This is a genomic window from Providencia sp. PROV188 (assembly GCF_027595165.1).
In the GTDB taxonomy this organism is placed as follows: Bacteria; Pseudomonadota; Gammaproteobacteria; order Enterobacterales; family Enterobacteriaceae; genus Providencia; species Providencia lanzhouensis.
In genome coordinates, this window is sequence record NZ_CP097291.1 from 2,605,053 (window position 1) to 2,625,691 (window position 20,639).

23 protein-coding genes are annotated in these 20,639 nt (G+C 35.0%); 17 read left to right on the forward strand and 6 right to left on the reverse strand.

Translation table 11 applies throughout. From position 1 onward, the window contains the following. Positions 1-125: 125 nt before the first annotated feature. Positions 126-398: a transcriptional antitermination N peptide gene (locus M5X66_RS18870; RefSeq protein WP_442959378.1), complete on the forward strand. Its 273-nt coding sequence runs from the start codon at positions 126-128 to the stop codon at positions 396-398. A gap of 71 nt (positions 399-469) precedes the next feature. On the opposite strand, the gene M5X66_RS12010 is transcribed toward M5X66_RS18870, so the two are convergent. Further along, the gene (locus M5X66_RS12010; protein WP_036951028.1) at positions 470-682 is read right to left on the reverse strand and encodes a YccJ family protein; all 213 of its coding nucleotides are present in this window, start codon (positions 680-682) and stop codon (positions 470-472) included. A gap of 139 nt (positions 683-821) precedes the next feature. Between M5X66_RS12010 and M5X66_RS12015 the strand changes: the two genes are divergently transcribed. The 10 genes from M5X66_RS12015 to M5X66_RS12060 all read left to right on the forward strand — a co-directional run bounded on the left by M5X66_RS12015 (position 822) and on the right by M5X66_RS12060 (position 6,380). Further along, positions 822-1,046: a hypothetical protein gene (locus tag M5X66_RS12015; protein ID WP_117162476.1), complete on the forward strand. Its 225-nt coding sequence runs from the start codon at positions 822-824 to the stop codon at positions 1,044-1,046. Between the two features lie 107 nt (positions 1,047-1,153). After that, positions 1,154-1,336: a hypothetical protein gene (locus M5X66_RS12020; RefSeq protein ID WP_270103590.1), complete on the forward strand. Its 183-nt coding sequence runs from the start codon at positions 1,154-1,156 to the stop codon at positions 1,334-1,336. A gap of 127 nt (positions 1,337-1,463) precedes the next feature. Further along, on the forward strand, positions 1,464-1,631 hold the full coding sequence (locus M5X66_RS18760; protein ID WP_195848987.1) for a hypothetical protein: 168 nt from the start codon (positions 1,464-1,466) through the stop codon (positions 1,629-1,631). Then, complete coding sequence (locus M5X66_RS12030) at positions 1,628-2,461, forward strand: PD-(D/E)XK nuclease-like domain-containing protein (RefSeq protein ID WP_270103591.1); 834 nt, start codon at positions 1,628-1,630, stop codon at positions 2,459-2,461. Before M5X66_RS18760 ends, M5X66_RS12030 begins: the two co-directional genes overlap by 4 nt. After that, complete coding sequence (recT, locus tag M5X66_RS12035) at positions 2,439-3,245, forward strand: recombination protein RecT (RefSeq protein WP_270103592.1); 807 nt, start codon at positions 2,439-2,441, stop codon at positions 3,243-3,245. Before M5X66_RS12030 ends, recT begins: the two co-directional genes overlap by 23 nt. Further along, complete coding sequence (locus M5X66_RS12040) at positions 3,235-3,690, forward strand: single-stranded DNA-binding protein (protein ID WP_270103593.1); 456 nt, start codon at positions 3,235-3,237, stop codon at positions 3,688-3,690. The genes recT and M5X66_RS12040 overlap by 11 nt, the downstream gene beginning before the upstream one ends. 40 nt (positions 3,691-3,730) lie before the next feature. Next, on the forward strand, positions 3,731-4,225 hold the full coding sequence (locus M5X66_RS12045) for an ASCH domain-containing protein (RefSeq protein WP_270103594.1): 495 nt from the start codon (positions 3,731-3,733) through the stop codon (positions 4,223-4,225). A gap of 70 nt (positions 4,226-4,295) precedes the next feature. Beyond that, entirely contained in the window at positions 4,296-4,811 is a 516-nt protein-coding gene (locus tag M5X66_RS12050; RefSeq protein WP_270103595.1) for a hypothetical protein, read from the forward strand. Positions 4,812-5,022: 211 nt separating this feature from the next. Next, entirely contained in the window at positions 5,023-5,244 is a 222-nt protein-coding gene (locus M5X66_RS12055; RefSeq protein WP_230083277.1) for an excisionase, read from the forward strand. Continuing rightward, on the forward strand, positions 5,199-6,380 hold the full coding sequence (locus tag M5X66_RS12060; protein ID WP_270103596.1) for a site-specific integrase: 1,182 nt from the start codon (positions 5,199-5,201) through the stop codon (positions 6,378-6,380). Before M5X66_RS12055 ends, M5X66_RS12060 begins: the two co-directional genes overlap by 46 nt. A 148-nt stretch (positions 6,381-6,528) precedes the next feature. Here the strand turns inward: M5X66_RS12060 and M5X66_RS12065 are convergent, their stop codons facing one another. The 3 genes from M5X66_RS12065 to M5X66_RS12075 form a co-directional block, all read right to left on the reverse strand. Beyond that, the gene (locus M5X66_RS12065; protein ID WP_270103597.1) at positions 6,529-8,196 is read right to left on the reverse strand and encodes a hypothetical protein; all 1,668 of its coding nucleotides are present in this window, start codon (positions 8,194-8,196) and stop codon (positions 6,529-6,531) included. Between the two features lie 380 nt (positions 8,197-8,576). Further along, entirely contained in the window at positions 8,577-9,218 is a 642-nt protein-coding gene (gene zinT / locus M5X66_RS12070; protein ID WP_410431442.1) for a metal-binding protein ZinT, read from the reverse strand. Continuing rightward, positions 9,218-9,481: a type B 50S ribosomal protein L31 gene (locus M5X66_RS12075; RefSeq protein ID WP_036951056.1), complete on the reverse strand. Its 264-nt coding sequence runs from the start codon at positions 9,479-9,481 to the stop codon at positions 9,218-9,220. The genes zinT and M5X66_RS12075 overlap by 1 nt, the downstream gene beginning before the upstream one ends. Before the next feature lie 711 nt (positions 9,482-10,192). Between M5X66_RS12075 and M5X66_RS12080 the strand changes: the two genes are divergently transcribed. The 6 genes from M5X66_RS12080 to M5X66_RS12105 all read left to right on the forward strand — a co-directional run bounded on the left by M5X66_RS12080 (position 10,193) and on the right by M5X66_RS12105 (position 16,367). Continuing rightward, on the forward strand, positions 10,193-10,459 hold the full coding sequence (locus M5X66_RS12080) for a helix-turn-helix domain-containing protein (RefSeq protein ID WP_036951058.1): 267 nt from the start codon (positions 10,193-10,195) through the stop codon (positions 10,457-10,459). Between the two features lie 234 nt (positions 10,460-10,693). Further along, positions 10,694-11,227: a fimbrial protein gene (locus tag M5X66_RS12085; RefSeq protein ID WP_036951059.1), complete on the forward strand. Its 534-nt coding sequence runs from the start codon at positions 10,694-10,696 to the stop codon at positions 11,225-11,227. A gap of 149 nt (positions 11,228-11,376) precedes the next feature. Then, entirely contained in the window at positions 11,377-13,851 is a 2,475-nt protein-coding gene (locus tag M5X66_RS12090; RefSeq protein ID WP_108478248.1) for a fimbria/pilus outer membrane usher protein, read from the forward strand. Positions 13,852-13,857: 6 nt separating this feature from the next. Continuing rightward, entirely contained in the window at positions 13,858-14,577 is a 720-nt protein-coding gene (locus M5X66_RS12095; RefSeq protein ID WP_036951062.1) for a fimbrial biogenesis chaperone, read from the forward strand. 9 nt (positions 14,578-14,586) lie between these two features. Further along, positions 14,587-15,573, forward strand: coding sequence for a fimbrial protein (locus tag M5X66_RS12100; protein ID WP_154600022.1), 987 nt, complete (start codon positions 14,587-14,589; stop codon positions 15,571-15,573). A 140-nt stretch (positions 15,574-15,713) separates the two neighbouring features. Next, positions 15,714-16,367 (forward strand): response regulator transcription factor, encoded by a 654-nt coding sequence (locus tag M5X66_RS12105; protein ID WP_036951066.1) that lies wholly within the window; start codon positions 15,714-15,716, stop codon positions 16,365-16,367. Here the strand turns inward: M5X66_RS12105 and M5X66_RS12110 are convergent. Continuing rightward, entirely contained in the window at positions 16,345-19,557 is a 3,213-nt protein-coding gene (locus M5X66_RS12110) for an ATP-binding protein (protein WP_036951068.1), read from the reverse strand. The two genes, M5X66_RS12105 and M5X66_RS12110, sit on opposite strands and share 23 nt — an antisense overlap. A gap of 91 nt (positions 19,558-19,648) precedes the next feature. Then, the gene (locus tag M5X66_RS12115; protein WP_036951070.1) at positions 19,649-19,984 is read right to left on the reverse strand and encodes a helix-turn-helix domain-containing protein; all 336 of its coding nucleotides are present in this window, start codon (positions 19,982-19,984) and stop codon (positions 19,649-19,651) included. Positions 19,985-20,639: the final 655 nt, after the last annotated feature.

Genomic DNA, 20,639 nt, shown 5'->3' on the forward strand with positions numbered 1-20,639 from the left:
ATAAGCAGGCTGATGTGTTAGCAGTTAGCACATGCCATCAATAATCAATAACCAATCACCAAAGCAAACTGCAAGGAGAAACTATGTGTAACTTTCACGGCTACAACAATGCAAGATCACGCAGAATGCAACGCAGGAAGGCATTGCTAGAATCATACGAACTAACCGAAAGCTTAAAAACCGCAATACATGGCAAATCAGAAAAACAAAAAAAGCCCCCGACCTTATCATTAACGCGCAAACCAATTAGCCGAGTTGAAAAAGCAATATCAATTCGCAGTACTAAAGTTTATGACTCAGTAGATAATACCTGCTTACCCAACGCTAGTATTTATTCAACTAAATATAGGACGTCAGGAACTTTATTAGAGTCAGGCGAAGTGACAGCGAGAGCTTAAAGCTCATTAGGTGAGCGGGTGATAGATAAGAATTAGAAATATGATAAAGCCCTATTAAGGGCTTTGAATGACTAAACGTTTTTACGTTCGATTGTCTGCTCACCCCAAAACAACTTATCGTCTGTTGTTTTAGAAAAAGCTAGAGGGAGCACTTCATCAGAACCTTCTTCCCAAATTTTCTCAGCTAAAACTTCATCATTTTTAGCTAGCTCAAATATAGCTTGAGCAATCTCAATTGAAGTTTCACGGACTTTCGCCCACTCAGATATGTGATGATCTTTCATGCTTTATATCCCTTAGTAGTTGGTACTAAGGGAAATAATAGCATGAATACAGAAATTTAAAAAAGCAGCTTAACTTGCACTGCAATTACAAAAGTTCACGCTCAACAATACCCCACTGAAAGATTAATAAGGAGGCAAAATGCCACACGCTAAAGCATCAGTAGATATTAATTTGAAACTCATTCTGTCTGATGAAATGCAACCCAAAGTAAAAGGTATGGCTGAAATATCTGTACCTGAAAATGAGCCAAATATTCAAATGCTATTGGATGAGTTTGTGAAAAATCTAATCGGGAATACCGCGGTGAAAACTGCACTCAAAAAAGCCGCATTAAGAACACTAGTCAGAGACATTATTCATTAAAAACAACTTACCTCTTTCATATTTAATCGAATAAATATCACCAACATCAGGGGACTTTCTATCGCTATCGCAAGATAAGTGAGGATTTCGCACATCCGGAGATAAGCATGAATATAGATAAATACAAACTTTGTTTAGCTCAATCACAAGCTGGAATTGCACGCTATCTCAAGGATGAGAACGGATGGAGCGAAGCAAATGAAACATTAAAGACAGCATATGGAGTCAAGCATGAATGCAAAACAGAAATACATAAAACAGCAAATATTCGCCTTACTGCGCGAATCTGACATGACTGATAAGCAAATAGACGAATTAGTCGCTGACTGGAAATTTAAACAGCAATGCGAAAAGACAAATCGAATCCTACGGCAAGTTAACTCTCGTGGGTCATACGCATTCACGTAAGGATGAGCCATGAGAATTCAAATATATAGCCCTGACCCTAAGTTTGATATTGGAGAAATAGCTATTGATATTTATAACGAAATTGACGGAGAGGAACTTCGGCAACTATCGGAATCAACCAAGGATAGAATTCTAAAGAAAATACAGGATGTATTGGAAGAGAGGCTTATTCAATGAACGAAGGTATTTATTACAACATTTCAAATGAAGACTATCACCATGGATTAGGTATTAGTAAGTCACAACTTGACCTGATAGATGAATCTCCAGCTGATTTTATATGGCATAGGGACGCGCCAGTAGATAACGAAAAAATAAAAGCTCTAGATTTTGGCACGGCTTTGCATTGTTTATTGCTAGAGCCTGATAAATTTCAAAAAAGATTTAGGATTGCACCAGAAGTAAATCGTAGAACCAATGCTGGGAAAGAACAAGAAAAGGAATTTCTTGAAATGTGTGAAAAGGAAAATATCACACCAATTACCAATGAAGATAACAGGAAGTTATCACTCATGAAAGATAGCGCGATGGCTCACCCAATAGCTCGATGGTGCTTGGAGGCGAAAGGAATCGCTGAAAGCAGCATCTATTGGAAAGACAAGGATACGAACATTCTTTGTCGTTGTAGACCGGACAAGTTAATCGAAGATCATCACTGGCTAGTTGATGTAAAAAGCACTGCCGACATACAGAAGTTTGAACGCTCTATGTATGAGTACCGATATCACGTACAGGACTCTTTCTATTCGGATGGATATAAGTCACTAACGGGTGAAATGCCTGTTTTTGTTTTTCTTGCCGTAAGCACAACCATTAATTGCGGGCGTTATCCAGTCAGAGTGTTCGTATTAGATGAACAAGCCAAGTCTGTTGGTCGCATCACTTATAAACAAAACTTAATCACATATGCAGAATGCCTTAAAACTGACGAATGGGCAGGCATTCGCACGCTATCTCTGCCTAGCTGGGCTAAGGAATTAAAACATGAGCACACCACCACTAGCTAAAGCTGATTTACACAAAACCCAAGGAACAGAAGTAAAAATAAAAACTAATGAACAAAAACTTGTAGAGTTTATTAATCAGCCCGGAATGAAAGCCCAATTAGCAGCTGCGTTACCTAAACATATCACATCTGACCGCATGATTAGAATTGTCAGTACCGAGATTCGTAAAACCCCTTCTCTTGCAAATTGTGATATTCAAAGTTTTATTGGTGCTGTCGTTCAATGCTCACAACTAGGATTAGAGCCGGGTAATGCATTAGGTCATGCCTACCTTCTGCCTTTCGGTAATGGTAAGTCAAATAACGGTCAACAAAATGTTCAACTCATCATTGGCTACCGAGGCATGATTGATTTAGCAAGGCGCTCAGGTCAAATCATCAGTATATCCGCCAGAACAGTGCGCCAAGGCGATAACTTTCATTTTGAATATGGGTTAAATGAAAACTTAACTCATATACCCGAAGGAAATGAAGATTCACCAATTACCCATGTTTATGCTGTTGCTAGGTTAAAAGATGGAGGTGTTCAATTCGAGGTTATGACCTATAACCAAATAGAAAAAGTTCGTAATTTAAGTAAAGCGGGTAAAAATGGACCATGGGTTACCCACTGGGAGGAGATGGCAAAGAAAACAGTCATTCGCCGACTTTTTAAATACTTACCTGTTTCCATCGAGATGCAAAAAGCCATCATGCTTGACGAAAAAGCAGAGGCACATATCGAACAAGAGCACTCTGCAATTTTTGAAGCTGAATTTGAAGAGGTAGAAAACAATGGCAATTAACCTATTCATCGTTACGGCTCACTTAGGGAAAGACTGTGAGCAACGATGGACTCCAAATAGAAAAGCAATTGCATTATTCAGTCTCCCTGTAAAGCAGGGCTACGGTGAGCATGAAAAAACATCATGGGTTATCTGTAAGATGTTTGGAGTTAAAGCTGAAAAACTTCCTCAATACTTAACAAAAGGAACAAAAGTTACGGTCACTGGTGAGTTCGTCATGGAAGAATGGACTACCCAAAATGGGGAGAAAAAATCAGCGCCAGTAATCATTGTTGATAAAATTGAGTTTGGCAATAATCAGGCAGGAAGCCAACAGCCAGCGCTACAACCTCAACAGCCACAGCAACAAGCTCCGCAGAATGACCCGCCTATGGGTTGGGATGACGAAATTCCCTTTGCTCCTATCGGACTCCCCTACCCACGCCACACTATTTATGTGATTTAACCAAGGGATATATTTGCAAGGATGCAAACAGGAGATAGATATGAAAGACAGAATCAAGTTTAACGATGCCATGTTAGCCGCTGTCATGGATGGCACAAAAACGCAGGCACGTAGACCGATTGATCCACAACCAAAGGTAACCGAGGATGAGTTACGCAAACTTGGTGCATGGCAAGAAGGTTACTCACTGTCAGAGCAGGTATGTGTAGCATGGCGGCATGGCTTTATTGATGTTGATTGCCCGTATGGTGAGGTTGGCGACATCATTAACGTTGCGGACAAAGACGGTAATATTAAAGGGAAAATTGAAATTACTGATGTTTGGATTCAGAAAGCTCAGGAGATATCGCAGCAAGACGCTATGAAAGAAGGCGCGCCACCAAGCCATCCATCGATTGATGTTGTATCGCGTGAGCTTTGCCTACCTGATTTTTCACGTTCATGGTTCGCTCAAGTATGGATGGATATATACGGAGAAGAAAGCTGGAATGTTAACCCTTGGGTATGGGTTATTGAGTTTAAGAAGGTGAATTAAAATTTTTTAATGAAACTAGCCTTATATTTATTATAATAACCCTTACTTTTAATAAAATGCAGGGTCACATATGTCTGAAAATAAAGATGAATCATTCATAACATTTAGTTGTGTGATAGATACAATGATATCTTTATCACTACTTGTTTTGATCGTGTTAAGTATGTATTCGAAAGAAGTTGATATTATTAATCTAGGTGTTTTTCTTACTTCATTTATAGTCTATTACTTATCTATATGGAGAACGGACAATACCTCAAAGGTTTTATTGAATGCAACAACCATTACATTACTGACTATCTCAGGTATTTTGATTTACAAAGGTTCTGACAACCCAATAAGCAATTTCTTTAGGCTATATTATTTCGAGATCACCATATCTTTAATGGTAGTATATTTAATTAATATTTCCTTTCAATTCAGGAGAAAAAAAAGAAAAACAGAAATAGAGAAAAGAAACAAAATTGAAATAGAGAAGAATCAAGAAATAACAATGAATATGATAAATGAAATTGAATATTCACTTAAAGAGATATCTGAAAACATAAAATTACTAAAAATCAACATAAAAAGAATAAAATTATAACCGACACCCTGCACTAGCAGGGTTTTTTATAACTAAAATTCAAAGTAACAATTCATGCAAATAATCGGATATGTATTACTGCTTGTAATGCAGGGTTCTGCTGTACCTGCATCTGAGCAAATATACATACAGACTAATGCGAGAGCTGTAGTGAGGCTTTTAAGAGAGAATCAATAATTAAATCCATCTATAGCAAAATATGGAGACTATTATGAATACAAACCTTTCTGTTGAGTGCTTACCAATATCTAAATACTGTGAATTGTTTGGTGAGAGCACTGATGCAATCAATAAACGAGTTCAAAGGCGCTTCTGGCAAGAGGGAGTGCATGTATTAAAGGTCGATGGTGCAAAAGAGCGTTGGATTGATATAAAGGAAGTCAACAAATGGGTCAGAAAAAACAAGCAGGATACCTACTACCAAGAGGCGTAACCATCCGTCAAAATAAAACCAAAAATACTTTGGTTATTACATTCACTTATAAAGGGGTTCTGTGTAGGGAACCCCTATCCCGGCTAACCGTAGATAATAAAAATATTAAATATGCAGAAAGGCTACTCGCCGAAATTCAGAATCATATAGAAAAAGGTACATTTAATTACCACAAGTATTTCCCTAACTCTAAAAAATCAAATTTCTTCGGTGATAATAATCGTGAAAAAAGAGTTATTGATTATTTGGAGGAGTATCTTGTGATTTGTGAAACTAGAAATCTGTCACCATCGACTATCAAAGGCTATGAAAAATGCAAAAGTTCCCTATCAGATTTGCACCAATTACATGTTTCATCACTCACACCTGCAATCCTAAAAAACTGGATACAAAAGCAAACGACAGTATTAAAAACCATCCGTAATCAGCTCTCTTTCTTGCGTAGCTCGCTAGATGAAGCCATTACTGATGGGATTATATCAATTAATCCAGTCAGCCTAGTATCAGCATCAAGATATCAATCAAAAAATAGTGGTTCTGAAAGTAACTATATTGTTGACCCATTATCACCACAAGAAGTATCCGCCCTACTCGCTGCAGCAAAATACGAGCAATGGAAAAACTTATTCCAGTTTGCCATTAATACTGGATTAAGAAGCTCCGAATTATGTGCATTGAGATGGAGTGATATAGATTTCATAGAAAATACCGCACATGTGCAGTCCGCAAGTGTCGTTGGCGTTATTAAGAAAACCAAAACTAAAGCCGGTACCAGAAAGGTAGAATTGAACAGTGAAGCAATGAACGCCTTGAATGACCAGAAGCAATTCACGTTTATGAAAGATGGTGTGATTTTTGAAGACCCAAAAACAAATAAAGCTTGGGCAGGCGCTGATGCAATCAGAAAGAAAGCATGGGTGCCAACGCTGAAAAAAGCGGGCATTCGATATCGCAATCCATATCAAACAAGGCATACATTTGCCACGAGACATATTAGCCAAGGCGCTAACCTGTTTTGGCTAGCTGGGCAAATGGGGCATAAAGGGCCTGAAATGTTGTTTAGGCACTATGGGGGATATCTTAAGGAGTATGACGGAAGTACGGTGAATAATATTCATAGATCAAAATTAATTTGATATATAGGTTATTCATCTCGATCATAATAAAACTCAATTACCCGAATTATGCTAACTTCAGGCAATGAGAGATAACCTAAATCTTATTATAGTAATGAAAAATTAAAAAATCCTTAGTATAAATTTTAATTAAATTCATTGTTCATTACTAATCAAGGTCAAGGTATATATATTTATTAACTTGAGTAATACCATTTGCCTCATATACTTTAACCAAACGATTATTTGATTTATCATAAGATATAGAATCGAACAAACAAGCGTCACTAACATTGCTATTTATTTTTTGTAATGAATTATAGTTTCTACGAACCCAACTAAGTACAGCCTTATGCAAGGCGTATGTATTTCTACTAGTTCTTTTTTCACTAGGCTTCAATCCTAATGTCGATAAACAAAACCCTAAAATACGAGCTCCTTTGAAGTTAGGACTTGTATTCAATCTAATTATTTCATTGTAAATTAATCGACGTAACTTATGCTGAATAATTTTACTAGCTTCCCCTGTTTCTTTAGGACTAAGAAAAAATGAATTAAAAACTGAGTTGTGATGAATTGACCACATACTATACAAAGGTTTTGATATATAAGATGCATTATGAATCACGTCAAACATTGCATTTGATAAAGAATCGTAAATACAACTAGAAAAACCTAAATCGTCACCTCTAATACGTAAATTATAATTGAATTGGGTGTCTCTTGCATTTAACTTCTGAATCGCAGTCTCAAAAAATTTAGTTATCACTTTCAACTTTCGCGCTGAGTCTGACTGCCAAATATTATCAAGACCATTCAATGTATAAAGCTGACTTGAATGCTGAACTATCCGGTCTATCGTTCTTGAAAAAACATATGAGTGAGAGTAATTCTTTTTACCAAAATAATCCTCAACGAATAATGAGAAAGCTCCCACATATGCTTTTAACTCTTTATCTGACCATGTTTGCTCTAATTCATAGTCAATATCAAAAGCAGTACCTATATTTTCAACAAGATCAAACTTTCCAAATATAGCGCTACTCAATGGCTTAATTTTCCCTATGATGCCCGATTCATAATGACTTGATTCATGATATAAAAATGAATCATTATACCTCAATGCTTCAGTTGTTATATTTTTAGAAAATATGCGTATATTCACATTGTATTTGTTTTTACTCTCTATATCTAAAAACAGATATAATACAAATGTTTGTGATGATTCTATAACTGCTTGACAAAAACGTTTATCTGAAATAAGACCTAAGATCTCATTAGCAGCACGTTCAATCATCGGAATATCTTTTATATCTCTTCTATCTCTAAATTTTAATGGTAAACTAGTTGCATATAAAATAATCTTATCTGTGGATCTTGACAATTCATCAGAGACAATTGCAAGCTCACTTTTGGATCCCTTCAAAATATAATTATAAACAGTTTCAATATACCTTCTATATGTCATCTTACTAAATTTTGAAGGTCTAATAAATGCGAACCATACCCAAGAAATAAATGTTAGAAAGTAAACCCCAGCTAACAATGCTTGCCAAGTAACTGAGGAAATAAGATTTCCCTTGATCACAGGAAAACCATTAGCCCTCCATAGATCTGTCATCAAAGATAAAATCCCTACGAATAAAACAACCCAAAAAGTGATTTTCTCCAGAGGTACTGGGGCAGTTTTAACCCTAAAACGATAACGAGTATCTGCTATAGTCCATGCTAATACCATCAATGCTAAACCAGCTAAAAACTCAGAAAAACCAAAAATTTTAGGGCTATTAGGATCAAGATTAACCAAACATAAAACTTCATTACAAGCATTTATCATAATTAACATTCTAGTTGAATTTTTCTCTATATTCTAACTGATTAAAAAATGACTTCAAGCAAGTAGTATTTACACAGAATTATATTATTTACTCATCTTAACTAAGATTTAATTATTTTTAAGCAATCTCATTCCCTTATAGATTAAAAACATAAACATGGTTTTAATATGACTACATCACGCCCTCCATGTGCACGCCTAGTGCACATGATGGAAGCTTAGTAAAAATACCCTTTAATATTCAAACAATTGAAAAATTCCGGATGCAGATTCAACTCCCGCCAGCCCGCCAATTCATCATGAGCGGGCTTTTTTTATATCCTACGCAGCCTAATATAACCTAACTACCACAACCACTTTAGACTGCCTCCAACAACCCATCAATGATGCATCATTTCATGCACAATATCCTTACCGCTCATAGAATATGGATAATACGTTGGCCAATTATCTAATTGAGTCAATAAAGCCTCTTGAGATTCATTTCCCATATAGAGATGAAAATGCCCAGCTTTTTCTGGCGCAATAATATGATCACTAAATTGAATAAACTTAGGGGCTTGGCTATCTTTATCCTTACACTCAAATAAATAACGGACGCCCTTCTTACCTGAAGAATAATTTAAAACTCGGTAACCCGCGTAATCATATTGGCACTGAGAGACTTTATCCCCTCGGTGAAATTCAATAATATTATTCTCAATGCCAATCATATCCACATCAGTTTTATACCCTTTGGCATAATAATCTCGATATTCTTGCGCTGTTTTATCCTTATTCTTTGCAGCCTTATTCTGCATTACGGGATCTAACGTTCCATTAGCAAGATAAGGCTCCACAGATTGCCAAACACCGTCCCAATCACTCAATTGACGGTCTTTAACATCACTATTATCAAAAATACCTTTTGCAGCATTGCGTTGTGCTTCCGTTTGCGGCTTATCATGATGATGTTCATGCGCCATCGCTGTGTAACTGAATAAACTAGTAAGCACAAGCAATGAAAGAATATTTTTTACCATCATTTTTCTTCTCTCGTTTGAACAAAATTCCCAAAACGCTTATTAAAGCGAGCAACATTCCCTTCCTGTGAATGGGTTTTCTGTTTCCCTGTATAAAACGGGTGTGAATGAGAGGACACATCGAGAAGAACATATGGATAACTTTGCCCTTCAAACTCAACAGTTCTCTCTGTTTTTATCGTCGACCCAACTTTGAAATACACATCAGCAGCGGTATCGTGAAAAATCACTGTCCGATAATCCGGATGAATATTCGGCTTCATAGCCCCTCCAATTGTTATGTTATAATATAACAATAATATTTTTTTTCATCGTTGACTACTCTTTTTTAGCCTTAATATTTATATGGTTTATTCAGTTTATTGTTGGCTGATGATTAAAAATACCAAACAGTACGATCGGAAAGCCAAACGAGGACGATGAAACAAATCCAAAGTTGATGGTAAAAATTGCAGTCAATGATGAGTAATGAAAGCGTTTAATGATCAATAGCAATTCATTTTTATAAGAAGAGAATTAAGGTAGAAGCAATTCTAAACTCTCGATTTTGATAACAATTAATACTCCGCTATCGCCCTACCCATAGAAAATTCACCCTTCAAAACATCATGTTAACTATATATTTCTCATCAAGGGCTCCAACTTGACAATATTTAATCCGACATAACTACTATTAAGTTACTATTTAGATAAAACAACTGTATTTTTGAATTGGTAAGGATAAACATCCGTATTTTATCGTATCGTTTACCTGAAAAATGACGCCCTGCTCTATGATTGTTTCATTAAATTTAATATAAGAATAAAGAAATAACCTAATTTAGTCTGAACTAAACAATTTTAATAAAAAAAACTAATGATTATTTTTATATCTTACTCGTCTACGCATTTGAGGTTTTATACTTATTTAATTAGAATTTTTGCCTATTGATGTTAAGCACTACTCAAACTTATATGTCATGAAGGAAATGAAAATGACAGGAAAATATCCTATTGCCAAAATAGTGGGGAGCAGAATAAAGAAACTTAGAAAAGAATACGGATTAACAGGAACAGAAGTAGCAGCGTATCTCAATGTGAGTCAACAACAGTATTCTCGTTATGAGCGTGGTATCAATAGAATTGATATAGATTCGCTCGTTATAATAGCTGACTTCTTCAAAATAAGTATACATTACTTCTTTGAAGACATCTCCATCGCACAAGTAAATAACAGAGCAGTGCAAGCAGAAATATATTAATAATGAATACCTGCATTCGAAGTTACGCTCTAAATTTTAAGGATCTCCTTATATTTATCCTATCATTTAACGAATAATCTATGCTCACATTTTCGGGCACTATAATTCATTAGAGTTAATGAACATTACGCATCCATTAAATTACTGTGGTATCAATATATTGATATCACGTTATTAACCTGCTAAGGCACAGTCTTAGCCTATTAAAATTAGTATTACATAAAGGATTTAAAAATGAAAAAGACATTATTAACCACTTCAATTATCGCATTAACTTTAGGTGCGGCGTCGACTGCATTTGCAGCTGATGTAGGAAGCGGCACAATTGAATTTAATGGCACAGTGAATACCGGTGCTTGTACTATTGCACCTTCTTCAGTAAATAAAGAAGTTCAATTAGGTTCTGTACCAGTAGCATCATTGAAAACAGCCGGAGCACAAGGTCCAAACGTTGACTTCACATTAGAATTATCTGACTGCGTATTAGATCCAACTGAAAGTGAGACAGATTATTCTAAAGTTAAAGTAAGCTTTACTGGCCAAATGGATACCGCTGGTAACTTATGGGCGAGTACAGGTACGGCACAAAACGTAGGTGTCTTATTCCAAAATGATGCTGGTCAAAGCATCAAAACTGGCGACACTATTACTCAAAATCTGAACGCAGGTGCAAATACAATTCACTTATCTGCACGCATGCAAGCATTAGGTCAAGCAACTTCAGGTTCTGTTAAATCAACTGTTGCATACGTTTTAGATTATCAATAATTTTTAATATTACTATTCATTGTAATAAACTTTAATTAGTAATTAATTTACTGGATATGCTACGCCTAAAATTCATAGCATATCCAGTTATTATTTAAATAAAAACCTATAACAATAATACTTTTTATATAATATTCCGGTCAATTAAAATGAACAAATTTAAACAAAACATAGTGACGAGTTTAATATCTAGCTTATTTTTATATTCAAACTATGTAAATGCAGACTCTGTTCAATTTAATCAGGATGCTTTATCTATTTCTGGCGATACAAATATTGACTTGAGTTCATTTGAAAAAAATCACTCACAGGAAGGCGCTTATTTTTCTAACGTATCAATTAACGGTAGAAGGACAAACTTTTTTGATAAAATTGACTTCTTTAATAAAGAAGGATCTATACAACCCTGCATTTCACAAAAAATAATAGACGTTATTGGCTTAAAAGAAGAGTTCATCAATAAAATACCAACATGGTCAGATGGCCAGTGCTATGATTTATCAGCACAGGACGATAATATTTCATCACTCTTTGATGATGAAAAGCAAGAACTTTCATTATCAATACCGCAAGCTTATTTCCTATACTCAGATGAAAACTGGGTGCCGCCTATGCAACGTGAAGTAGGCATTAATGCACTAGTATTTGACTATAATATAGTAGAAAACTACATAAAATATAAGAATGCTCAAGATACAAATAACTTAAGCTCATTTGGTGCCATTGGTACAAATATGGGACGTTGGAGATTCCGTAGTAACTATCAATTCCAAAAAGATTTTAATAATAGTAACAACGATAGTTTTAAATGGGTTCAAACCTATCTTTTTACTGATTTACCTGACTTATCAGCTAAGTTCTTTGTAGGAAAATATTATACAGCTAGCCAGATTTTTGATTCTGTACGCTTTAATGGCGTAAGTGTTTTCACTGACGACAATATGCTGCCATCAATTCTAAGAGGTTATGCACCAAATATAACCGGTACAGCAACCAGTAACGCGACTGTCGTTATTTCTCAGAATGGACGTATATTAAGCCAAGTAAAGGTTGCTCCAGGACCTTTTTCTATTGATAACTTGAGTTCTGCTTTATCGGGTACCTTAGACGTCAAAATTACGGAAGAAGATGGTTCTGTTAGAGAGTACCAAATATCATCAACTAACATTCCATTTTTAACTCGACCAGGTATGTTTCAATATAAATTAAATGCCGGTCGATTAGCACCAATGGGTGAAAATAATGTTGATAATGATTTTATTTCAACCGAATTTTCTTGGGGATTATTTAATAACTTATCCGTTTTTGGTGGTTTATTTTCAACATCAGATAGTGAATATATTGCTTATAATGCGGGTCTAGGTATAAACATGGAGCGCTTAGGTGCAATATCATTTGATATTACACAGTCTAAAAATCGCTTACATACTACAAATTCAAGTACAGGTGAAAGCTATAGAATCAATTATGCAAAACGATTCTCTAACTCCAGTCGACTCGATTTAACTGGATATCAGTTCTCAAATGAAGGATTCATGTCCGTTAATAATTTTATTTATACGAAAGGTAATCCATCGAACCATCATTTTCGCCAGAAAAATGTTTTTACAACATCATTTACTCAGCAAATACCTGATTTCAATGCTGATGTAAGCTTAAGTTATTCAAGAGAAAGTTATTGGAATGAACCTAAAAACAACGATACTTTAAGTGTATCGTTTAATAAAACAATTAAAAATGACTTTTTTGATAATGCGCTTTTATCATTATCAGTCAGTGAAAGTAGTTATGTGAGAGGAAGTAAATCTAAGCAGGCTTATCTTTCATTAAGTATTCCTTTTGTTGGCGAAAAGAATTCGCGATTACAATATTTTAGTTCATACAATGACCAAGATAAAAAATACAGTAATAATGTTAATTACCATACAAAAATCGATAGCAATAATTTAAGCCTGGGACTTTCGACAAGAGACTTTTTTGAAAATACAACGATAAACGCATCTGCATCTCGTGATACCCAATATGGGACAGCACAGATAACGGGTTCATTTGGTGATGATTATCGTACATTAAGCGGAACGCTAGATGGCTCATTAACAATTACAAGCCAAGGTCCTGTTTTACATAGAAGAGTCTATGACAATCAAGCAAGAATGGTGATTGATACCGATAATGCTAAAGATGTTTCAATCAATCAAAACGAGTCAATTACAAATAGATTTGGCTTAGCGGCAATTAGTAATGTGCCGACATATTACAAATCAACTCAATATGTTGATCTGAATAATATACCTGAAAATGTCAGTGTGGATGATAGCGTCATTGAATCAACTTTAACTGATGGTGCCGTCGGTTATGCAAAACTCAATACGATTATTGGCGAAAAAGCATTAATTACCATCAAGTTTCCTGATGGAAAAACACCACCGTTTGGAGCTTTAGTTTATGACTCAGCAAAAGATACCGTATTAGGTATGGTTGCTGAGAATGGTCAAGTTTATTTAACCGGAATTCAACCGAACCAAAAATTAATCGTTAAATGGAATGGTGGGCAATCATGTCAATTAGTGACGGATAGCCAGATCATTCAAAACATCAATAATGTGATTTGTAATAAAGAATAAAATATTATGAAAAAATTTAAATTAATTATCAGTAGCTTATTACTAGTTAGTGCATATACACATGCATCAATTTCAGCAGACCGTACACGAGTCATTTATAATGAAGCCAGCAAAGGCGTTAGCATTGTTGTAGAAAATACTGACAGTAAAGACCCTTTTTTAGTTCAATCTTGGATTGAAGATGAAAATAGCCATAAAATTTCTGATCCATTAATAGCATTGCCATTATTGCAGCGTATTGAGCCCAATCAAAAGAAGCAAGTCAGGATCAGCACTACGAAAAATAATTTGAAAGCTCCAAGTGATAAAGAATCATTATTCTATTTTAATGTACTAGGAATACCGCCAAAAAGTGAACTAGAGAATGCGGTTGAAATTGTTATTCAATCTAGATTTAAACTTTTTTATCGACCAACAGGATTGAAAAAATACCCTGATAATAACTGGCAAAAAGAATTAAAAATTGAAAAAAGTGGTAATTCATTAAAGTTAACAAATCCAACTCCTTACCATGTTGTGATTATTAACATTAATGATAATGCGAGTAAAGTTGAAAATTTCCAAGAAATAGTTATTAAACCAAATAGTAATGCCAGCTACTCCTTGAATGATAAAAAAATAAAGTCATCCAACATGGTATTAACGTATATTGATGATTATGGAACACCAAAACTATTAAATTATACCTGCCAAAGTGCAACATGTTCATTAGTTAATGAAAAATAGGAAGAGATCATGACACCCTATTTTAATAAAGTAGTATCAATTATTATAATTTCGCTTTCGTTTTTAAGCTTTAATGCACTTGGAGCCGTAGCAAACTGCAAACCCGCGGCTGGTGGAACATCGATACAACAAGATATTAAATTTGATATTACAAGCAATAGTAGCGCTATAACAACCGGAACACAATTAGCGACTGCATTATCTTCTTTTATGTCTTTACAATGTGATTTTACAGGAAGCGTAGCTACACCTAATCACGTTTATTTTAAAAATGTTGTTCCTCAACAAACTAAAACACTATTAATAAATAGCGGCGTTACCGTTACTCAGCAAAGCGCAATTGGTGGGGGTACAATTGCAACAATTACCAACGCCAGCGTACCTAATATTGACTTAGGATATTGGAGCCAACCTTCAGTAGGCACTGCTGTAAATATTGGTATCATGTATAATTTTGCCGTCCTAAAAGGTAGTAATGCATTAAAACCATTTGATACAGGTAATTTTTTATTAGGTTATCATGAAGATTATCAAGGTAAATATATTGGTGCTCCTGTATATGCACATATCATTGGTAATTTAACGTTACTCTGCCCTACTCCTGAAGTCAGTGTGACTACATCAAATGGAGGAACTGTTGGCTTTGGTACTATTTCGCCAAAACAAATGAATGCTGGGGAAGTTGTCAGCCGTACATTTAATATAGGCATGTCAGTTCCACAAAATTGTGAAACAGGGTTAAATGTATCTGTTCGATTTGAACCAAATAATAATTCTATATTGGGAAATAAATACCTTGATATGGGAAATGGATTACAGACCGTAATTAAAAGTAATTCAACCGAACTCGAATTTAACCAAAATTATGCTATTGGCGAAATTAAACCGCAATCACCTGTAAATGTGCCATACACTGCAACCTTAAGTCAAATTAGCGGGCGCTCAATTACGTCTGGTCCATTTTCTAAAACAATACGTGTCGTAGTTTCTTATTAGTAATTCGAGGCATCTGTGATAACTGCGTTTTTATCATTAATGCCTTTCTTTAAAAATAGCCCTAAATAGACGATCGTTATTTGACATTTTTTGGGTGTTGCTGTACTAAGTACAAGTACACATAATAAGGAGTAACTTAGATGAAAAAGTTAACCTTAGCCTTAGTTGATGACCACCCGATTGTCTTATCAGGCTTAAAAGAAACACTATCCCAATCACACAACTTATCCATCGAAGGTGCATTTACCAGCGATGCTGAGTTGTTTTCTTTTTTAAATCACCATACTGTTGATGTCATTGTTACTGACTATATGATGCCCAATAACACGCAATCAAGTGATGGGCAAAATTATATCCAATTTCTACAGCGTAAATACCCAAATACAGCGTTAGTGGTATTAACGATGATATCTAACCCCATGATTATTCAAACGTTATACGATAACAATGTCAATGCGGTTGTCTCGAAGGAAGCGCCACTACCAGAGCTAATCAAAGCCATTACCTTAGCGGGTCAAGGAAAACAATACCGTCAACCTATTGCAGATTTAACGACAACAATAAAAAGCCGTAAAGCTTCGACCCTTGATGAAAGAGTGAAAACACTCTCGCCTCGAGAGTTAGAAGTATTGCGCTTATTTGTTCAGGGAAAACCGATTGTTGAAATCGCCAAATTGCTCAATAGAAGTGATAAAACCATTAGTCTGCAAAAAAATGCAGCCATGCGTAAATTAGGTGTTGAAAATAACCAAGCTCTAATCAGTTATTGCATTACACACCATTTGTTTGACTAAGCTTATTTAGCCAAAACGTTAATTCATCGCAAATCACTTTATAGGTATCGGCTATGTTTAAGTTTGGTTTTTCCATATTCAACAACTCTTCAAGCACGTGAAGTCTACTAGCAAGTTCACGCTGTTCCACGCTCACTAATGCGCCCCGAATACGATGTGACAGCTGTTTTACTGCCTCTATGTTATTATTTTTCACCGCTTCGCAAAGATCATGAATATCAACAGTAAAATGTTGAATAATATTATCTCGGTCATTGCTATCAAGTGGGTTAATAAATACCATAGTGGCAGAATCAGAGAGAAGCGTAGAAGAATAGGTAGGGAAGAAACGGTTGAATAATTGCGCTAAAGTATCTAGTTCAATTGGCTTAACTAACCAGGTATCCATCCCTGCGGCTAAACAGCGTTCTTCTTCATCCTTCAAACCATTTGCCGTAACACCAACAATCGGGCAAGTTTCACCTTCACTCCGCAGCTGTTTAGTTAACTCATACCCATTACGGTAAGGCATATTGACGTCAGTTAAAACAATATCAATGACTTCATTATCCCAAATAACTAAGGCCTCTTCGCCATCGCTAGCCATAAAGACTTCGCAACCAAGTAATTCTAACTGCTCTTGCAGTATAACCTGATTTATTGGGTTATCTTCTGCAACTAAAACACGCAATGAGTATTCATTCGCATAAGATGGTGTCTGTTGAATTGGACAGCTTAAAGGCAATATTGAATTTTCATCATTTTGCAGTAAAAAAAGCTGTTGATTTAATTCAGATAAACGGAAGCTTGCTTCATCACTTATCCATATTTTCCCTTGCCAATTTTTAGGTAATGAAAAGTTCTCGATTAAAATACTTACGGCAATGACCAATGATGAGTCTTCAGGCAACTCAGCCTCTGTGAAATAGACTTTTGCTCCCCAACGAGTTAGCCAATCATACACATTGTTGGTTAGTAGAGGATCTATTGTCCGCAGCCAAATATGTGAACCCGTTAAACTCTTCCAATGTATATTGTTGTGATCTAGTTCTAACGGCAATGTCACTTTAAAAGAGCTACCATGCATCAGCTCGCTTGCTACGCTGATTTCGCCCCCCATCAGCTTGACTAATTTTGAGCAGATAAATAAACCTAAGCCTGTTCCTCCGTAGGTATGGTCTCCAGAGTGTGCTTGATAGAAAGGTTCAAATAACTTTTCTTGTTCTTCTTTACTAATTCCAACGCCAGTATCGTTTACAAACAATATGATATTGTTATTGTCACCATTTTTTAATTCAATCGTCACTTTACCATGATGTGTAAACTTAATAGCGTTACTGACTAGGTTACCAAATATTTGTTGTAATCGTGCTGAGTCACCAATTCTAATGGCATAGATATTAGGATCAATAATGGCAAATAACTGAAGTTTCTTCTGTTGAGCTAGGCCTTGATATAACTGAACGGTTTGCTGTATTAAATCGAGTAGGTCAAATGACTGGTGTTGAATATGAATTTGATTGGCTTCTATTTTACTGATATCAAGAATATCCCCGATAAGATGCATTAATAAATGCGATGTTGTAGACATTCTATCAAGAAAATGTTTTTGCTTAGGAGTTAATGCTGTATTTTCTAATAATTCTAATGTCCCAATAATACCATAAAGCGGAGTTCGTATTTCATGGCTCATCGTGGCTAAAAAGGTTGATTTAGCTTGGTTAGCTTCTTCAGCTAAACGCTTAGCATGATTAAGCTGTGCTTCTGTTTCTGCTTGTATAGTGATATCAGTAAATGCACATAAAATAACTGGGCGTTGCTGATAATGGGTTGCAGTGCTAACAATATAGATAGCGTGCTTCCCTGATTTTAAAACAGTCGTAACCTGCTTCTGATCAGAAATAACACGGCGAAGTAATTCATTATATTCAATAGAATCATAAGGATGAGAAGTATCTGGAATTTTTAACCAGTGCTGAGCTAGTTCATTAGCAAAACGAAGTCCTAGTGTTTCTTTATCAATAACACAAAGCCCTATCGGTGTGGTTGCAATCAATGTTTGATTGAACTCTTCACTTTCTAAAATAACTTGTTGTGAATGTACCGCAGGCTGTAATATTTTTTTATGGTACCAATGTTTATAACCCCAGCCGCAGAAAATACTAAACAGAAGAGATATAACAAGGCTAATTGGCAACCATAAGTTATCTTCAAAAAATGCGGCATAACTAATTCGGTAATAGCCCACCCAATCTGTATTTTCAAAACTTAATTTCATCACCAAGCCATTTTGTGTATAAAAAATACCTTCTAATGGCTCAACAGGAACAGCTGACTCTCCCAATAATAGGCCAAAATCTTCATGCAAAAGCCAGAATTCATGCCTCAATGTTGGGTTTAACATTTTCTCTAGCATACTAAGATGATCTTTACTTAACAGAGAAACTGCATAAATATCTTTTGGTGAAAGATGAGCACTTTGCCACAAATCAGCATTGAAGCCTGCTGGAACAATGCCCATTAAATTATTTTTAAAATTTTCTGCTTTTAGCCAAATAACTGGGGGTTCTTGCTCGTCTTGTTTTATATCAGCAAACTGCTTATTTATTAATGATAAATTTTTTCTAACACTATCGGTTACTGAGCGAAATAATTCAGGCGAAATAGCCTCTCCCCCCATTAAAGTACCAACCGATGGAACGCTAATGCTAATATAGTCATGCTCGTTAACAAAAAATACAGCAGCGGCTGGATAGTATGAGCGCCCCCAAAATGTGGAGTAAAAATCTGCTAAATAAGCCCCTAATGAAAATAAAATACTCGGAACTCTGGAGCACTCTAAATTGGTTCCACAAGCTAAAGTGAATGGCATAGCAACGATAGACTCTTTACCTTCTAATAGTCTTAATGGCCATTCTTTCGGTAAAAATTGATCATTGATGGAGTAAGTTCGACTTTCAAGCAGTTCAGATAAATCTTGATTCTGTTTATTTAGTGCTTTTAAAAAAGTTTCTTGTTCAATCAAATAACCAATAAAAGATTTGAATTCAACTTCTAAACGCCTGGTTTCTTGCTGAACAATCCTATCAGCACTCCAAAATAATGTTGTGATTAATACAAATAAAAGAGGCAGAGTAACTGTTAATATACTATTAGTACGCCCAGAACTGCGCGTTATACGAGAAAAAGCAGTTGGTGATTTATTTGGCATCGTACTATTCTCTGCTATGATAGGGACAATCCAATATATCTATCATAATATAAAATAAGCCAAGTAAACAGAAAAGTTTTTACTTTAATATTTATACAATTGCAGATGTATAATAATCTTTTAAGTCATCTAGTTCCCAACCAAAACCATTTAAACCTGAAATATACATAGATAATTTAGGATGACGCCCAATTATATAGAATAACCTATTATAAAACTCAGGAAAATTAACTTCAATAATTAATAGATATTTGAATAAAACATCAACTGTAAGCGCATTTTCACCACGCTCATATCTTGATAATTGTTGTTGACTAATACCTAACTTTTTTGCAACACATTCCCCACTAATACCTTTTTCAATGCGATACTTTTGCATACACTTTCCTACCAGTTGACTGATATAATATAGTTTTTCTTTTTTCATGATAGATAACAACCTTAATGTCATAAATTAAATCTACTGCCTAGCGCCAAATTATACTAGGTTAGAATCCCGATAATATAAGGTATTCCTTATTTGATGGTCGACAAAGATAATGAATTGAAAACTAAGAATTTTATATTAATCAATTAAACAATATCATTACAAAAGCACAGTTCACCCTTTACTTATAAAGTATAGTAAATACGTAAGGCGAATATTAATGAAAAGTTTCAATCTTTCATACAACACTATATTTTATTTAAATATTCGTTAAGTACAACAACATATCATAAAAAATAATATTCTGTTTTTTTTAATTAAAAACCCTGCTTGCTTGTATATAAAAAATCACTTTTATATACATAAATAAAATAAGTCACTCAACCAAACACCAATAAAGAGTGATGATAAGTATTATTCTTACGCTTACAACGCTGAACTTTAGACTAAAAATACACCGGTATAGCTTTAAGCATTAAAATATAAACTAAATCAAGAGATAAAGCTGATGGTGTTCCAAAAAAGACTTTTATATGAATTTAATAAATAAAATTTACATATCACACCATAAAAACATAGCTAGGTAAAAAAACCATTTTGACAAAAAGTGCGAAAGATTCCTTCACTATTTTCGTACCATAGTAAATACAATAGC

What these genes read in the sequence shown, in the direction of transcription:
- M5X66_RS18870 (WP_442959378.1), top strand. Translation starts at nt 126, where the DNA reads ATGCAACGCAGGAAGGCATTGCTAGAATCATACGAACTAACCGAAAGC.
- M5X66_RS12010 (WP_036951028.1), bottom strand. Translation starts at nt 682, where the DNA reads ATGAAAGATCATCACATATCTGAGTGGGCGAAAGTCCGTGAAACTTCA.
- M5X66_RS12015 (WP_117162476.1), top strand. Translation starts at nt 822, where the DNA reads ATGCCACACGCTAAAGCATCAGTAGATATTAATTTGAAACTCATTCTG.
- M5X66_RS12020 (WP_270103590.1), top strand. Translation starts at nt 1,154, where the DNA reads ATGAATATAGATAAATACAAACTTTGTTTAGCTCAATCACAAGCTGGA.
- M5X66_RS18760 (WP_195848987.1), top strand. Translation starts at nt 1,464, where the DNA reads ATGAGAATTCAAATATATAGCCCTGACCCTAAGTTTGATATTGGAGAA.
- M5X66_RS12030 (WP_270103591.1), top strand. Translation starts at nt 1,628, where the DNA reads ATGAACGAAGGTATTTATTACAACATTTCAAATGAAGACTATCACCAT.
- recT (WP_270103592.1), top strand. Translation starts at nt 2,439, where the DNA reads ATGAGCACACCACCACTAGCTAAAGCTGATTTACACAAAACCCAAGGA.
- M5X66_RS12040 (WP_270103593.1), top strand. Translation starts at nt 3,235, where the DNA reads ATGGCAATTAACCTATTCATCGTTACGGCTCACTTAGGGAAAGACTGT.
- M5X66_RS12045 (WP_270103594.1), top strand. Translation starts at nt 3,731, where the DNA reads ATGAAAGACAGAATCAAGTTTAACGATGCCATGTTAGCCGCTGTCATG.
- M5X66_RS12050 (WP_270103595.1), top strand. Translation starts at nt 4,296, where the DNA reads ATGTCTGAAAATAAAGATGAATCATTCATAACATTTAGTTGTGTGATA.
- M5X66_RS12055 (WP_230083277.1), top strand. Translation starts at nt 5,023, where the DNA reads ATGAATACAAACCTTTCTGTTGAGTGCTTACCAATATCTAAATACTGT.
- M5X66_RS12060 (WP_270103596.1), top strand. Translation starts at nt 5,199, where the DNA reads ATGGGTCAGAAAAAACAAGCAGGATACCTACTACCAAGAGGCGTAACC.
- M5X66_RS12065 (WP_270103597.1), bottom strand. Translation starts at nt 8,196, where the DNA reads ATGATAAATGCTTGTAATGAAGTTTTATGTTTGGTTAATCTTGATCCT.
- zinT (WP_410431442.1), bottom strand. Translation starts at nt 9,218, where the DNA reads ATGGTAAAAAATATTCTTTCATTGCTTGTGCTTACTAGTTTATTCAGT.
- M5X66_RS12075 (WP_036951056.1), bottom strand. Translation starts at nt 9,481, where the DNA reads ATGAAGCCGAATATTCATCCGGATTATCGGACAGTGATTTTTCACGAT.
- M5X66_RS12080 (WP_036951058.1), top strand. Translation starts at nt 10,193, where the DNA reads ATGACAGGAAAATATCCTATTGCCAAAATAGTGGGGAGCAGAATAAAG.
- M5X66_RS12085 (WP_036951059.1), top strand. Translation starts at nt 10,694, where the DNA reads ATGAAAAAGACATTATTAACCACTTCAATTATCGCATTAACTTTAGGT.
- M5X66_RS12090 (WP_108478248.1), top strand. Translation starts at nt 11,377, where the DNA reads ATGAACAAATTTAAACAAAACATAGTGACGAGTTTAATATCTAGCTTA.
- M5X66_RS12095 (WP_036951062.1), top strand. Translation starts at nt 13,858, where the DNA reads ATGAAAAAATTTAAATTAATTATCAGTAGCTTATTACTAGTTAGTGCA.
- M5X66_RS12100 (WP_154600022.1), top strand. Translation starts at nt 14,587, where the DNA reads ATGACACCCTATTTTAATAAAGTAGTATCAATTATTATAATTTCGCTT.
- M5X66_RS12105 (WP_036951066.1), top strand. Translation starts at nt 15,714, where the DNA reads ATGAAAAAGTTAACCTTAGCCTTAGTTGATGACCACCCGATTGTCTTA.
- M5X66_RS12110 (WP_036951068.1), bottom strand. Translation starts at nt 19,557, where the DNA reads ATGCCAAATAAATCACCAACTGCTTTTTCTCGTATAACGCGCAGTTCT.
- M5X66_RS12115 (WP_036951070.1), bottom strand. Translation starts at nt 19,984, where the DNA reads ATGAAAAAAGAAAAACTATATTATATCAGTCAACTGGTAGGAAAGTGT.